Origin of the sequence: Paenibacillus sp. FSL R7-0333, assembly GCF_038000365.1 — a bacterium.
GTDB classification, from domain to species: domain Bacteria; phylum Bacillota; class Bacilli; order Paenibacillales; family Paenibacillaceae; genus Paenibacillus_AQ; species Paenibacillus_AQ silagei.
Genome location: NZ_JBBOBZ010000001.1, coordinates 4,533,827 through 4,548,245 on the forward strand (window position 1 = coordinate 4,533,827; position 14,419 = coordinate 4,548,245).

At 52.6% G+C, this 14,419-nt stretch carries 18 protein-coding genes; 1 reads left to right on the plus strand and 17 read right to left on the minus strand.

Going from position 1 to position 14,419, the window contains the following annotated elements:
- Positions 1-116: 116 nt before the first annotated feature.
- The 17 genes from MKY86_RS19200 to MKY86_RS19280 all read right to left on the minus strand — a co-directional run bounded on the left by MKY86_RS19200 (position 117) and on the right by MKY86_RS19280 (position 13,447).
- Positions 117-866: a DUF3939 domain-containing protein gene (locus MKY86_RS19200; protein ID WP_076079254.1), complete on the minus strand. Its 750-nt coding sequence runs from the start codon at positions 864-866 to the stop codon at positions 117-119.
- Between the two features lie 62 nt (positions 867-928).
- Entirely contained in the window at positions 929-1,297 is a 369-nt protein-coding gene (locus tag MKY86_RS19205; RefSeq protein WP_076079170.1) for a 2Fe-2S iron-sulfur cluster-binding protein, read from the minus strand.
- A gap of 27 nt (positions 1,298-1,324) precedes the next feature.
- A complete protein-coding gene (locus MKY86_RS19210; RefSeq protein WP_076079169.1) occupies positions 1,325-1,945 on the minus strand; it encodes a hypothetical protein in 621 nt (206 codons plus the stop codon).
- An 80-nt stretch (positions 1,946-2,025) separates the two neighbouring features.
- Positions 2,026-2,205, minus strand: coding sequence for a DUF2768 family protein (locus tag MKY86_RS19215; RefSeq protein WP_036698144.1), 180 nt, complete (start codon positions 2,203-2,205; stop codon positions 2,026-2,028).
- Between the two features lie 199 nt (positions 2,206-2,404).
- A complete protein-coding gene (locus MKY86_RS19220; protein WP_036698146.1) occupies positions 2,405-2,680 on the minus strand; it encodes a stage VI sporulation protein F in 276 nt (91 codons plus the stop codon).
- A gap of 67 nt (positions 2,681-2,747) precedes the next feature.
- A complete protein-coding gene (locus MKY86_RS19225; protein WP_076079168.1) occupies positions 2,748-3,788 on the minus strand; it encodes an NAD(P)H-dependent glycerol-3-phosphate dehydrogenase in 1,041 nt (346 codons plus the stop codon).
- Positions 3,781-4,398: a glycerol-3-phosphate 1-O-acyltransferase PlsY gene (gene plsY / locus MKY86_RS19230; protein WP_036727324.1), complete on the minus strand. Its 618-nt coding sequence runs from the start codon at positions 4,396-4,398 to the stop codon at positions 3,781-3,783. Before plsY ends, MKY86_RS19225 begins: the two co-directional genes overlap by 8 nt.
- A gap of 12 nt (positions 4,399-4,410) precedes the next feature.
- Positions 4,411-5,736 carry a ribosome biogenesis GTPase Der gene (gene der, locus MKY86_RS19235; protein ID WP_076079167.1) on the minus strand — a complete coding sequence of 442 codons (1,326 nt, stop codon included), beginning with the start codon at positions 5,734-5,736 and terminating at the stop codon, positions 4,411-4,413.
- Between the two features lie 175 nt (positions 5,737-5,911).
- Positions 5,912-7,240 (minus strand): 30S ribosomal protein S1, encoded by a 1,329-nt coding sequence (gene rpsA / locus MKY86_RS19240; RefSeq protein WP_076079166.1) that lies wholly within the window; start codon positions 7,238-7,240, stop codon positions 5,912-5,914.
- A gap of 174 nt (positions 7,241-7,414) precedes the next feature.
- The gene (locus tag MKY86_RS19245; protein WP_036727329.1) at positions 7,415-8,002 is read right to left on the minus strand and encodes a lysophospholipid acyltransferase family protein; all 588 of its coding nucleotides are present in this window, start codon (positions 8,000-8,002) and stop codon (positions 7,415-7,417) included.
- Positions 7,999-8,709 (minus strand): (d)CMP kinase, encoded by a 711-nt coding sequence (gene cmk, locus MKY86_RS19250; protein ID WP_036727330.1) that lies wholly within the window; start codon positions 8,707-8,709, stop codon positions 7,999-8,001. The genes MKY86_RS19245 and cmk overlap by 4 nt, the downstream gene beginning before the upstream one ends.
- Positions 8,710-8,920: 211 nt before the next feature.
- Positions 8,921-9,574 (minus strand): flagellar brake protein, encoded by a 654-nt coding sequence (locus tag MKY86_RS19255; protein WP_340827342.1) that lies wholly within the window; start codon positions 9,572-9,574, stop codon positions 8,921-8,923.
- A 212-nt stretch (positions 9,575-9,786) separates the two neighbouring features.
- Complete coding sequence (ypeB, locus tag MKY86_RS19260; RefSeq protein ID WP_076079164.1) at positions 9,787-11,145, minus strand: germination protein YpeB; 1,359 nt, start codon at positions 11,143-11,145, stop codon at positions 9,787-9,789.
- Positions 11,146-11,232: 87 nt separating this feature from the next.
- Entirely contained in the window at positions 11,233-11,379 is a 147-nt protein-coding gene (locus MKY86_RS19265) for a hypothetical protein (RefSeq protein ID WP_179090427.1), read from the minus strand.
- A 78-nt stretch (positions 11,380-11,457) separates the two neighbouring features.
- On the minus strand, positions 11,458-12,153 hold the full coding sequence (prsW, locus tag MKY86_RS19270; protein ID WP_036727336.1) for a glutamic-type intramembrane protease PrsW: 696 nt from the start codon (positions 12,151-12,153) through the stop codon (positions 11,458-11,460).
- Between the two features lie 76 nt (positions 12,154-12,229).
- Positions 12,230-12,844 (minus strand): genetic competence negative regulator, encoded by a 615-nt coding sequence (locus MKY86_RS19275; RefSeq protein WP_036698160.1) that lies wholly within the window; start codon positions 12,842-12,844, stop codon positions 12,230-12,232.
- 231 nt (positions 12,845-13,075) lie between these two features.
- Positions 13,076-13,447: a hypothetical protein gene (locus tag MKY86_RS19280; RefSeq protein ID WP_076079163.1), complete on the minus strand. Its 372-nt coding sequence runs from the start codon at positions 13,445-13,447 to the stop codon at positions 13,076-13,078.
- A gap of 94 nt (positions 13,448-13,541) precedes the next feature.
- Between MKY86_RS19280 and MKY86_RS19285 the strand changes: the two genes are divergently transcribed.
- Entirely contained in the window at positions 13,542-14,414 is an 873-nt protein-coding gene (locus MKY86_RS19285; protein ID WP_076079253.1) for a polysaccharide deacetylase family protein, read from the plus strand.
- The last annotated feature ends 5 nt before the right edge of the window (positions 14,415-14,419 follow it).

Consider the following 14,419-nt stretch of genomic DNA (forward strand, 5'->3'; position numbering starts at 1 on the left):
GTCTATGAGGGCGGCTTGCGGCCTAGAACTACTATCCATTCTGAGATTCCCCATACAAAAAAGCAGCAATCCCCCGCTCCCGGAGAACTGCTGCCTTAATTTATAATAGTATATTGCTATTCCTGCGGAGCCTGCGGGACGGGACGGCCATCCACCCACAGATAAGGGAGAGACTTGACAGGGACATAATAGGAGGCCTGCGTAAGCTCCAGACGCAGGTCACGGTCTGCCTCCGGGCTGCTGCCGTTCTTATCAATGGCTGAGGAGATATCCGCACCGTAATCAACATAGACTGCCCCGCTGCGATCCATCAGGAGCCCGAGCGTCTGGCCCGAATATACGCTGCTTAGCTTGATTGTCCCTGTCCCTGCCCGTTTGGCATCGATAGATACAAGGCCCGGATACAGCTCCTCCCCTGCCGGAAGCTTCCCGCCGTGCGCAGACTTATAGAGGTTCACCTTGCGCTGGATATCGTTAACCTTCTGCACGGTCACCAGGTCCATTAATTTGACCTGTGGGTCCGTCTCCTCATCCAGCACCAGAAAATGGGCGCTTCCGCCCTTCTCGAACGCTGCTGCCGGGATCTCGTCCAGGTACCCTTCCTGCTGCAGCTTATTCAGGTCAATCACGAATTTCTCGTATCTGGGCGTGTCCTGATCGCTGGTCAAGATCGGCAGCAGCCCCTTCTGCTCCTGATAATCATCGACCGCCGCCTGCACCCGCTTCACACTCTCGCGGTAACTGCTGCCGGGCTGCTGCTGCTCCCGGGGATACATGCAGCCGGTTAGAGACAAGATCAGCAGGAGAAGCAGCGGCAGCAGCATCGCAGACCTGTGCCGACTCTGCCGGAGCTTCACCAGATGCATGGAGTCCACTCGCAGGGCTCCTCTCTGTTCGTTTAAGGTTGCATTTGCGCCGGGAGTAACCATCACCATAAGTCCTCCGATTCGCCACGGCGCGCCGCTTCCAGTCTGCGGCGTACAGCCGCCTTCAGCGGGTCCTCGGGAATATGCACTTGGACGTCGCCCCATACAGCGGCCTGACAGGCCAGGCGGACGCCTTCATTGAGCAGGCTGCCAAGCTTGCGCTTCTCCGCCTCCGCAGGAGGTCTGAGTCCCGCGGCATCCGTATGCTCTACGGACACTTTGCACATCATGCATCCCGCCTTGCCCCCGCAGCGGGTAGGCAGGACGATTCCGGCTTTGCGCACAGCCTCCAGCAGCGTAACCCCATGCTTGACAGAAGCTGTGCGTTGTTCCGGAAGGAAAGTGACCGTTATTTGCGATTTCGCATTCATCTTACAGCCTCCTTCCTTGGAATCAGGTTATATACGTATAGATTCGGATATCCCCAGCAGCTCGTCCAGCCTAGACTGCAGGCCGTCGGCTTCCAGATGATTCTCCTCAATGAGCTGCTCCAGAAGCGGCAGATGACCGGCTACATCCTGCTTCATCAGCTCCGCAATCGCCCGGCAGCGTTCTTCCCTGCCGCGCAGCAGATTGAAGATCAGCTCATGGACAAGCGGCATCAGGGCCAGGCGGCCGCTCCCTTCGAATGTACATTTCGGGGCATAGGACTGCAGCTTGCTGATATCCACTGCATATTGCCCGGAGCCGCTGCCGATCCTGAATCCGCCCACCAGCTCAACCTTCACCTCCCCGATGAAGTAGAGCCCGCGCAGAGAGTAACAGCCTCCGCTATAATCCTCCTCCGGTGCGCAGACAGTGTATCTCAGCAGTGCCCGATGAAGCTGCGCGGTATCCTCCAAATCACAATAGAGGTCAATATCGCGCGGAGCAGCACTCAGCTGAACCCCGTGCAGCAGCAGACCGCAGCTTCCCCCCAGCAGCCACACCGGCGGCTTACCCGGCCCGATCACATCCAGCTCCCGCGCTATGCTGCCCAGTGCCGTCTCCAGCACATAAGGAATTCCTGAACCGGCCATCAAACTACACACGCCCCATTCCTGTAAAATCAACTAACGATTCTGTCAGAAATACGTCTGCCTGAGTATAATGTAAATGCTTACATAATTGAAGCAGCCCCGCCCAGAACTCCGATCAGTAGGATGACAAAAGCAATGACCGATAAAACAGCTCTAAGCAGTCCCTTCGTCTTGCTGCGTGCAAAAGTAATCAAAAAAACGGATAAGCCCATAATCAGTACCGCAATCAGAGACAGCCACATTTTTGTCATCGGGTCCATAGGTCATGCGCCTCCATTTCACTTTTCCCGGATTGCGACTATTATAGCGTGAAATCCGTCATTTTTTAAGTATTAATTTACAGATTAGCCCCTGCCGATGGAAAAAAGGGCATCAACCACGGAATCAGCTTACCTTCCGGAGTTATGCCCAGTCTGAAAAAGAGCCATCCCGGCAGGAATGGCTTACTTCACGGATATGCTATTTTTTCAGCATCATTTTCATTAAAGACTCCATCGTACCGGAACCGGCGCCGCCTTTTTTAACAGCATTGACGATCTCCTGCACTGTAGCCTCGCTGACCGGCACTTTAGCCATAGCTGATACCTGTTTAATTAACTGGCGGAGCTGGGCTTCATTCTGTGTGGTGCCCGGCTTAACCGTACCGGCCAGCTTTTTGATGGCACCTTCCGAAATGTTTTTGCCCGTCTTCTTGTTGATGGCGTTCAAAGCATCCTTGGAAAAATCTCTGCTCACTGTTCATCCCTCCTCCGTCAATCCCCATTAACAACATATGAGATATTCCGGCAAAAGGTGAACGTGATCAGGAATGCCACTGCTCCCAGGTCTCCTGGGAGATGGCCTCCATCTCCGTCTTACGGTCACGGCCCATCAGGGCTTCCACCGCATTACGCGGTGTTCTGCCTTTGAACAGCACATGATAAATCTGGTCGGTGATGGGCATCTGTACGCCCAGCTTCAGCGAGATCGCATAAGCCACCTCCGTCGTCCGGATGCCTTCGACAACCATCCCCATCGAGTCCAGCACCTCATTCAGCGGCTGGCCCTGGCCCAGCATGGAGCCGGCGCGCCAGTTGCGGCTGTGCTGGCTTGTTGCCGTTACGACCAGGTCACCAAGTCCGGCAAGGCCGGAGAAGGTTAAGGGATTCGCACCCATCTCTACCCCGACCCGGGAGATCTCAGCCAGGCCGCGGGTAAGCAGTGCCGCCTTCGCATTATCCCCGAACCCCAGCCCGTCGGACAGACCCGCACCCAGCGCGATAATATTCTTCAGTGCACCAGCCAGCTCTACACCTAGCTGATCCCTGTTGGTATACACACGGAAGTCGTTGTTAATGAACAGCCCCTGCGCCGCCTTGGCACGGCTCTCATCCGGCGAAGCCACGACGACCGTGGTCGGACAGAGCCGTACCACTTCTTCAGCATGGCTCGGCCCGGAGAGCACCACAATATCGCCTTCGCTGCAGCCCAGCTCTTCCGAGATCACTGTGGACATCCGCTTCATGGTCTCGGTCTCGAAGCCCTTGGTGGCGTGAATGCAGAGCATATCTTCCTTCCAGAACGGCTTAAGGCTATGCGCCACCTGGCGCATTCCGGAAGAAGGCGCCACAATGACTACCGCCTTCGAACCGGAGACGGCAGTCTCCATGTCCGTGGTGGCAATAATATTTCCAGGGAGCTCAATCCCCGGCAGGAAATGATGATTCGTATGTGCTTCGTTAATCTCGGCAGCCTGCTCAGGCTTTCGCGTCCACAGATAAACCTCCGAGTGGTTAGCCGCCAGCACAGTAGCCAGCGCAGTTCCCCAACTGCCCGCGACCAGCACGGTTACTTTATCAGACAACGCGATTCCCCTCCTTGGCTTTGGAGCCGATTTTGTTCTCACGGCCCTGTGAGATCTTCACGATGTTGCTGCGGTGACGCCAGAAGGCGAACACTACGATGACCAGGCTTCCCCATAGCTCAGGGGTCGTATGCTCCGTGAACAGCAGACACACTGGAGTCAGAGCCACAAAGATCAGCGAGCCCAGCGAGACATACCGTGTAAGTATAATAGCGAGAATGGCAATCGCCCCGGCAATCAGTGCAGGCCAGAATACCAGTGTAGCCATCACTCCAATCGTCGTTGCAATCCCTTTTCCCCCGCGAAAGTGAAAATAGACCGGCCAGTTATGCCCGATGATGGCAGCCAGTCCGCAGACCACTGCGACCCAGCTTCCCCATCCCCCGGCCCATGTGCCAAGCCAGACTGCGGCAATTCCCTTCAGTACGTCCAGAAACAGCACCAGTATGGCCGGTCCCTTCCCCATCACACGCAGTGTATTGGTCGCTCCCGCATTGCCGCTTCCATATTGGCGGATATCAATCCCCTTAAGCAGCCGGGCGAGCAGTACACTGAAGCTGATGGAGCCAAGCAGATAGCTTATAACGATAACCAGAAGTTCAAACGCCACTACTCTTCTCCCCTAACCTTCGTTCTCGGATTTGCGCCGTGTAAAGAGGCGGATCGGTGTACCCTCGAAATTGAACGCTGCACGCAGCTTGTTCTCCAGGTAACGTTCGTAGGAGAAGTGCATCAGCGAAGGATCATTGACGAATACCACGATGGTCGGCGGCTTCGTTGCCACCTGGGTGACATAGTTAATGCGCAGACGGCGGCCTTTGTCCGTAGGCGGAGGATTAATCGCCACGGCATCCGATACCACATCATTCACCAGATGGGTGGTAATCCGCAGGGCGTGCTGTTGGGCGACATGCTGCACGACAGGCAGCAGCTTCTGCAGACGCTGTTTCGTAAGCGCAGACAGAAATACCACCGGCGCATAGCTCATGAACAGGAAGTGATCGCGGATGTTGCGTTCGAAGTTCTGCATCGTCTTGTCGTCTTTCTCAATGGCATCCCATTTGTTGACAACAAAGACCGAAGCCTTGCCCGCATCATGGGCATACCCGGCAATATGCTTGTCCTGGTCGATGATGCCTTCTTCCCCGTTGATTACAACGAGTACAACATCAGCACGCTCAATCGCCTTCATGGCTCTCATTACACTGTATTTTTCCGTGTTCTCATAGACCTTGCCGCGTTTGCGCATGCCCGCTGTATCGATCAGCACATAACGCTGGCCATCCCGTTCGAACGGCGTATCAATCGCATCGCGTGTAGTCCCTGCAATATCACTGACAATAACGCGTTCTTCGCCCAGAATTGCATTAACCAGTGAGGATTTACCCACATTCGGACGTCCGATCAAGGCTACACGGATGACATCTTCATCATATTCCTCATCCACTTTATCCGGAAGACGTTCAACAACCGCGTCCAGCAGATCGCCGATTCCGGTTCCGTGACTTCCTGAAATGCCGATCGGATCACCGATTCCAAGGGTGTAAAATTCATAAATATCTTCCGTGCGCTTCATGTTATCCACTTTGTTGATAGCCAGAACGATCGGCTTGCCGGAACGGAACAGAATCTGCGCCACTTCCTCATCCGAACTCGTGAGTCCGCTCTTCGCCTCGCACATGAAGACGATCACATCCGCTTCCTCAATCGCCAGCTCCGCCTGAACGCGGATGGATTTCAGAATAGCGTCTTCTCCGTCAATCTCAATCCCGCCAGTATCAATGACACTGAAGAATTTGCCGTTCCAGTCGGAGACTCCATATATCCGGTCACGTGTAATCCCCGGTTTATCTTCTACGATGGCCAGTCTATCGCCAATCAGCCGGTTAAAGATCGTCGACTTTCCGACGTTAGGCCTGCCGACAATGGCCACTACGGGTCTTGCCATATTCATTCCTCCTGTCTTCCTTACGTTACTCATCATAGCAAAAAACATTCCAATTGGCTAACCGTCTTACCCATGTATTGCCGCTATCCTGTATGCCCTGGAACAGACAATCGGCGAACCCTCTGATCGAGGGCTCGCCGATTACTTTACCCGTTATGATGAGATAACAAAGGGATTAGTTGTTACCCTTGAATTTGTCCAGCTTGTCGCCGAAACGTTCAGCCAGTGTGAAGCTGAGGCCTTCGTTGCTGAGCGATACGTTAGGATTGTTCAGCACTTCCTTAGGCGCTCTGTCTCTGCTGTTGCTGCGTTCTGGTCTGGCCGAAGGAGCTGGAGCTTCTTCAGTTTCCTTGATGCTCAGGCTGACGCGCTTCTCGGATGGGTTGAAGTCAAGCACTTTCACTTGTACTTCCTGTCCTTCCTTGAGCACTTCATGCGGAGTGCCAATGTGCTTGTGGGAGATCTGGGAGATATGCACAAGGCCTTCAACGCCTGGCAGCAGTTCAACGAATGCGCCGAAGTTCACAAGGCGCTTAACTTCGCCTGTAACTACATCGCCGATGTTGATCTTGCCTGCTGCGGAATCCCAAGGACCCGGAGCAGCTGCTTTGATGCTGAGGCTGATTTTGCCCTTTTCAGGATCAACCTTAAGTACTTTCACGCGAACCTTGTCGCCTTCGGATACAACATCGGATGGCTTCTCTACGTGGTTCCAAGCAATCTCGGATACGTGAACCAGTCCGTCTACACCGCCAACATCAACGAATGCGCCGAATTGAGTCAGGCGTTGAACCGTACCTTCGATGATTTGGCCTTCAGACAGCTCAGCCATAATCTTCTGCTTGTTAGCTTCGAATTCTTCCTCCAGAACTTCTTTGGCGGAGAGAATTACCTTGCTGTTCTCACGGTCAAGCTCTTTCACTTTGACACGCAGTGTGCGGCCCTTGTAGTCGCTGAAATCTTCAACGAAGTGACGCTCAACCATGGAAGCCGGGATGAAGCCGCGTGCGCCAACGTCAGCCACAAGGCCGCCTTTGACAACATCAGCTACAGTAACTTCGAAGGATTCCTGGGAAGCGAAATACTTCTCCAGATCTTCCCATGATTTCTCGCTGTCGATGGCACGCTTGGAAAGCACCAGGCTCTCCTTGTTGTCGTTGATGCTGACAACCTTGCATTCCACTTCCTGGCCGACTTCTACCGCTGCTGCGGCATTGTCCAGCTGAACGGAAGACAATTCGCGAATAGGAATAACGCCGTCGTATTTATATCCAATGCTTACATAAGCTTGGTTATCTTCAATTTTGACGATTGTTCCTTTCACGGTATCGCCTTTTTTCAGAGAAATGATTTCCAGACCTTCCTGGCTTGTCACTTCTTCTTCATTGCTGGCAACAACTTCTGCAGATTCGGTAACAGCGGATTCTACAGTTTCTGCCTTATCTACGGTCTCGTTATTCTCAACGTTATCCGCAGCTTCTTGATTCTTGATTTCTTCAGACATGTGATTACCCTCCTCGATTCAAAACCCCATTTATTTAAACCCGCGTAGAGCAGGGTTCAAAACAATCATTGCTTCGTTAAACCATTTCATTTTGTTGATTAGTATGTTCCAAAAAATAGCGGTTATGCTGTAATTTATAAGCTATTCACAGAAACAGAAGATTGACTCCCGGACTTACCGCGAACTGGGCTTGCCGGTACTGATCATTTCATGGATGCGTCCCATAATAACATCGGTTACAGCGTCCAGAGAATCACTTCCCGCACCTTCAAATGCGCTGAGGTCTATGGGCGCCCCATATACAACAGTCATCCGGCGGAACGGCTTGTAGGACCCGATAATGGCTGCCGGTACAACGGCTGCGCCGCTGCGGAGCGCGAAGCTTGCCGCACCCTTCTTGGCTGAACCTGAATCGGAGTTCCGCGTTCCTTCCGGGAAGATGCCCATCACATGTCCGCTGCGAAGCGTATTGAGGGACGTCTTAATGGATTCTTTGCTTACGCCGCCACGCTTGACAGGAAATGCGCCCAATTGCTTAATGAGCCAGCCCAGCACCGGAACATTGAACAATTCCGCCTTGGCCATATATCTTACCTGTCGCTTCAGCTTAATGCCGATCGTCATGGGATCAAGCAGGCTGATGTGATTCGCGCAGAGCAGGACTCCACCCTCCTTCGGCACATTCTCTCTTCCCACAATCTTGAGCGGGAACAGTATGGCATAAATCATACGAAGCAAGGCCACGCAAAATGCATAAATCATAGATGATTTCTCTCCCCGTTAACATAGGTTCTGCAGTGGGAGACGATGGCTTCCACGGCCTGAAGGATATCCATATGCGTCGTATCCAGAAGAATAGCATCCTCGGCACGGCACAGCGGTGAAATCTCCCGGCCTTCATCAAGCCGGTCCCGCGCTGCAATATCATGTTCAAGCTGCTGGAGAGTCACTGTTTCCGTATCCTTCAGTTCCTTGTAACGACGGAGAGCACGCTCCTCCACACTTGCCGTCATGAAAATCTTCACTTCGGCATCCGGCAGTACGGTTGTACCGATATCCCGGCCATCCATCACGACTCCCTTGCGGAGCGCCATCTGACGCTGCAAGTGACTCAGTCTGGATCTAACACCCTCAATCTTCGAATACTGCGACACCTGGCCGCTGACCTGAAGACTGCGGATATGCGGGGTCATGTCTTCCCCATTAATCAGCACTTTCTGCACATCTTTCTCAGGCAGAAGCTCAATCGCCATATTCTGGACCTTCCGGTCCACCAGCTCATGATTCTCTGCAGCTATGCCTTCACGAAGCATATACCAGGTGATTGCCCGGTACATGGCACCCGTGTCTACATAAATGTAAGACAGCTCCCGTGCTACCAATCGGGCTACAGTGCTCTTGCCTGCCCCGGCAGGTCCGTCGATGGCGACGTTAATTCGGTCGTTAGTATGTGTATCCTGCCTGTCCAACGGGGCATTCCTCCTCAAACACTCTTCCGCAGAAATACGCATATCGACATATCTCTCTTGGAACTTGCTGATATTCTCAAGAAAAAAGCAGGCATTGCCTGCGACTTATAAAATTATACCACAGTTTGAACCCCAGTGCAAAATGACATTGAGGTTTTTTAGGGAGAAAAAAGCTGATTCAGGGCCCTCTTGAAGATTCCTGCGCAAGGAATCAGCGGTTGCGGAAATCAAACTGGCGTTCAAAGCAGTACCGGATAATTTTTTGCCGCTCCGTATCGGAAATGGCCGAGAATTTAACCATAACCAGATTCCGTCCGGTCTCCAGCGGTTTGATCCGTACAATCTCGCCTTCAAAATTAACATGCTCCGTGCTTCCGTTGCGGTAGGAGACGAGCAGCCAGCAGGCCAGCTTGTCGGCCACCTCTAATGTAATTTTGGCATCGCTTAAGAATGATGTCCCGCCGCCGCCGATATCCTCGGTGCGCACCAGAAAACGGCTGCCCAGGGCATCCTTCACGGCCAGCTCCAGCTCGGCATTGACACGGAAGAAGCTGCGCCGCTGAATTTTGAAGATGGACTCCGCCGCAGGCTTGCGCAGCCGGACCATCCGGATGACATCTTCCTTGAAGCCGAGCACATGAGTATTGAAGTAATTCTTGATGCCGCCCTCTGTGAGAAAATACACCGACAACTCATCACCGACGAACAGCTTCTTAAGCCGGCCGTTGCTCTCCTGCATAGGGATCTCTATCAGGATACTCTCATCCTCCATGTCAGCAATCCTTGCCCGGTACTGGATCTCAGACTCTGCCGCATCGCTGGATGCGACCTGGAGGTATAGATATTCATTGATTTTGGGATACAAACCTGTCACCGCCGCTTGAGTTAGTAATAAATGCTAAACCGATTATAGCATGCCCTCTTGAGGCAGGTCAGAAATATTATTAGGCGTTGAACACCAACAGCCGCAACCGGCGTGCAACCTATATTTTCAGCATCAAAAAAAAGACGCCCTCCGTTTCCGGAAATGCGCCTTCTTTATAGAGCCGGTTTTAGCTGTCCCCATGGAAAGTCCGGCTATTTATCCTGTGCCCCCGAAGAGGTGCGCACCTGCTCCACCGCTTCCTCATTGCCGTCATCGGCGTTCAGATAAATCCTGAACTGTGAGCCGTTGATTTTGCCGCCGAATTCATACGTCAGCAGCTCCACCGCATCTTCATTCTCGATCCAGGCCAGCCGGTTATAGAGCTCCTTGAACTCCGGGTTAAGCATCGCTCTGGCTTCCGCCAGGGACAGCTTCGGCTTCGGCAGCACACGCTTCTCCTTATGCTCATTCACATAGTCGCTTGCCTGAAACCCTATGGCTTCCCCCGTATCCAGCCCGACACGAACCGTCATTTTCTCGGGATAGATAAGAACGCCGTCCTGGCTGCTGACAAAGGTCAGATTGCCCAGATTATCGTACCGGTCCGCACTGACTGCGGTCATGCCGGGATAGCCCTTCTTCTCCAGGAACTTACCCGCCTTCTCCACAGCCTGCTTCATGGATACTTTGGCCGGCCCTACCTCGCGGTTGTCGTTGTAAGAGATCAGCAGTCCGCCTTCCGCCGTGAAGTCCATCGAGACCGGCTCCTTATGGTCACTGGAAGTCACAGTGGCTGTATAAGAAGCCCACTCCGTTCCCTTCCCATTCTCCTGAATCTTCACCTGTGCCTTCCCGCCCAGCTCGGCGAACTTCATCGCCTTGCCCTTGATCTGGTCAGCGGTAACCGGCTTGCCGCCCAGCTTTTTCACCGACCGCTTATCATAGATACTTGCAACCGAAGGGCCGTAGTCCAGCTCCGGGTATGCCGCCACGCGTTTATCCACGGTTTTGAATCCGTCGATGATCGTGTTGTCTTCGGCCTTCTGCTCTGTAGCCAGTGCAGTCTCTACATCCATCCAGCGCAGCTTTTTGCCGATGACCTTGTCCTGAACCTTCTGCAGGTCCTTGGAGATTTCAGCCGAATTCTGGTAGAGCGTCTTCAGATTCGCCATTTCCCCCTCTGTCAGCGGCTTCTTCGTGAAGTCACGCACCGCAGCCTTGTAGGAGAAATTAGAGATCTTAGAGAGGAACTCCTCCGTCTCACTGAACGGCAGCAGCGTCAGCGGCAGCTGATTGATCTCGTTCTGCGCCTCGCTGGTAATCCGCCATACATTGACCAATCCCTTGCGGTGCATTCCATTAGAGGTAGTGTTCACCGCAAGCGTATTGCCCAGCTCGCCGTGAAGCCGCTCCACATGGAAGGAGAGATCATGGAACGCGCGCTGATACTGGTTCTCCGCTTTGATCAGAATCGAATTCTTCTCCTGATTCTCCTGATACCCCCAGACGAGCGCTCCAAGCAGCAAGAGTGCAGTAAGCGGGAACATTATGGCACTTAATCTTTTGTACATAGGTCCGCATAGCTCCTTTCAGTAGCTTATTGCCGTTAGTTTGACAATAACTGAGAAGTCTTATGCACTTTTTCAAGAATCCGGTCTTCAGGCCCGTTCCTCAATCTCAAAGCCGCTTACACAGCTGCACAGACATTGCTTGAAGCCGGTCTGGACAACACCCTGCTCCTTGTTCCCTCTTAATATGTAGGTTTCGCCGCACTGCTTGCAGACAATCCGAACTTTTACTCGCAAAAAAAGACACCTCTCTCTCCTTTCTGGAATTCCTCGCCTTAAGGAACTGCCCTGTAGGATTAAGTGTGTCCATCTCGATTATAGGTTAACCTCTTCCTCACGCTTCAAAAAGCGAAACGGGGAACGGCTGTTGGCCCGCGCTACCTTCCCCATGCCTCTGTACCATAAAACTGCCATCAGGGGCACGATAAACCAGATCCAGTAATTAGCTGTCGTCGCGAGCAGAAAATCATAGATTCCATGCCACAGCCAGGGCAGAAGCAATGAAATCAGCAGAATCTTACGGGTCTTGACCCCGCCGGAGAACTTGGCTCTGCCCATATGGTAGCCCATAATTACCCCGAACATGGCATGTCCGGAGACTGGAAGCAGCGCCCTTAGAATCATGGTGCCGATTGAAGCATTGCTGTACCACGCATACATTACATTCTCTATTGTTGCGAAGCCGAGCGAAATCGCTACGGCGTATAGTATTCCATCATAGGGCTCGTCAAATTCGGTATGATTGTAAATCATATGGTACAGCACAAACCACTTCAGGGCCTCTTCCACCCCGGCTGAGATCAGAAAGGAATCCACATAAGGACCGCCGTCCAGCCCCAGCACAAGTCCCCTCTGGATAATCATCACCGGCAGCACAATCATCAGGCCAAGCAGGAACACCTTAAGCACCATATGGAGCGGTTCCTGATCATACTTGTCTTTCAGATAGAAAAAAGTCAGCAGCGCAAGTCCCGGTGCAACTGCTGACGAAATGACCGATAACAAAAGCACCGAATAGCCTCCCTTGCGCTAATACCTAATCTCTGCTGAAGCCGTTATGGCCGGACTGGTACCTTCCCACTATCTCTTATTCCTGGCGTTTGAAATGATTGCACAGCGTCTGAATCGCATTCTCCGCCATAACCGTCTTGCCGTATTCGGCCAGAACAGCCTGAGTTACCGGAGAGGAATCTCCGAATTCAGCGAGCACGCCTACCAGCCCTGACAGTGCAGCCTCTTCAAATTCCTTCGGATCGAAGTAGAGGTACCATTTATCATTATAAGAATACAGTTGTCCTTGAGAAGTAATATTGCCGATGAGCACATGAGCCGCTTCCACCAGAACCTCGAAATCGCGGAATGCATATACAATGGAGTCGCTTTGTTCAAGAGTAACTTCCATTTCATAAATCTCTTCAGGCAATTCATCTTCCCCGGCCCCACCGTACTGATGGTGATCATATTTCCCCCGGGTCACAATAACGACCATGCCTTGCGCGGGCAATGCGAACACTTCCACGGCAAGCGGACCCGTAGCGTCAAAACCAAGCTCGCTGTACGCCTGATCCATCATTTCCGTAAAGAGGTCGTGCACCTTGGGAACCTCCTGCCACATGTCTTCCTTCTGGATGCCCCGCTCGCTCAGGTCGTCAAAAGTGAGGAAAATCCGTATCTTATCTTGACTTAATCGCTCTATTCTCATGACAGGATCCTCCTTTTGCAAGCTCATTTAATATTAATGTATGATGAGTCCCGAGTAATGAGCCAAAAATGGTTACTATGTATGTATGTTATCATTTTGAAGCTACAAATGCACGTAAATAAATATAGATTCAGCCCAATTTGCTGCCCATTATATGTAAAGCCATATTAAAAAAGAATCACTTCAGCGATGCCGGCATCGCCAAAATGATTCTGCAGCGGTTAAATCCGGTTACAAACCGGGTATGGCGGTATGAGTATCTTTGAGAATCTGCTCGACTTCATGCTTCACATCAGGGTTGCTGCGGATGAAATCCTTCAGCATGTTCAGATTTGATTCTTTGGACTTTAACGGGGAATCCTCTTTATGATCGCCACCGCCGGATACATGTGAGCCGGAGTGTTCATGGCTGCTGCCCGCTGCCGTGCTGCCGAAGCCGGTCATGGCCATTCCCATAATTTTGTCCTTGGCCTTGTCACCCGCATTATAGGAAGAACCATTCGAGTGAAGTAAGGCAGACATCATGGCACTGCGTTTTTTGGACATAATCATACTGGCGGCTGCACCAATCAGCACCCCGCACAGAAATGACGAAGTATTCATATCTCCAACCTCCTTGTATGGTAAAATCATGCTTAGTGTTCGCGGAAAGGTAGCCGCTCATACAGCCAAACAACAAGAAAGCGAGATGAAAAAAGTGGGTAAAGCAACAATAACGCTGCTTTTGGCGGCTTGTCTGCTGTCAGCTTGCAGCAACAGTGGAAATACAGGCAGCCAGGCGGCGGAGAAGACGCCACTGCCTGCGGCAGCAACAGAGGCGGCGGAGACAGCCGCATCTCCTGCACCTGAGGTAACAGCATCAGCTGCACCTGAGGCAACTGCATCACCGGAGGCCACGCCTGCGGCAGCCAGCGATGCGCAGGTGCCGCTGCTGTATCATATGAACAAGAATTATGACATTGTCCCGAATGATCCGGCCACGAATAAGAAGGTAGTCCTGCTGACCTTCGACGACGGGCCGAAGGAAGCGGAATTAATCAATCCGCTGATGGATACACTGGACAAGCACAAGGCCAAAGCGATCTTCTTCGTCAACGGGTACCGGGTGAAGGAGCATCCCGAGCTGCTGGAGCTGATCCACAAGCGGGGCGGCGTACTCGGCAACCATAGCTGGGATCACATCGTACTGAAGGATAAGCCGGAAGCCGAAGTGAAGAAGCAGATTGAGGATGTGCAGAATATCGTCAAGGAAATCACCGGTGAGACCCCTCACTTCTTCCGTCCGCCGCATGGTGCCGGCGGTGACGTAGGCAAAAAAATCGCCGCTGCAAACGGCATGCTCTATATGACCTGGTCCAATGGCTCCCTCGACTGGGAGATGAAGGCCAAGGATGCGGGCAAAACGGAGAAGCTGATCAAGAATGTAACCGATCAGCTGCATTCCGGCAGCAATATTCTGATGCATGAGCTGCCTTGGACGGTAGAGGCGCTTGACACTCTGCTGACTACGCTTGAAGGCAAGGGCTACAGCTTTGTAGATCCGCGCAGCATTGAGCTGAAGATGCGCTAAGCGCA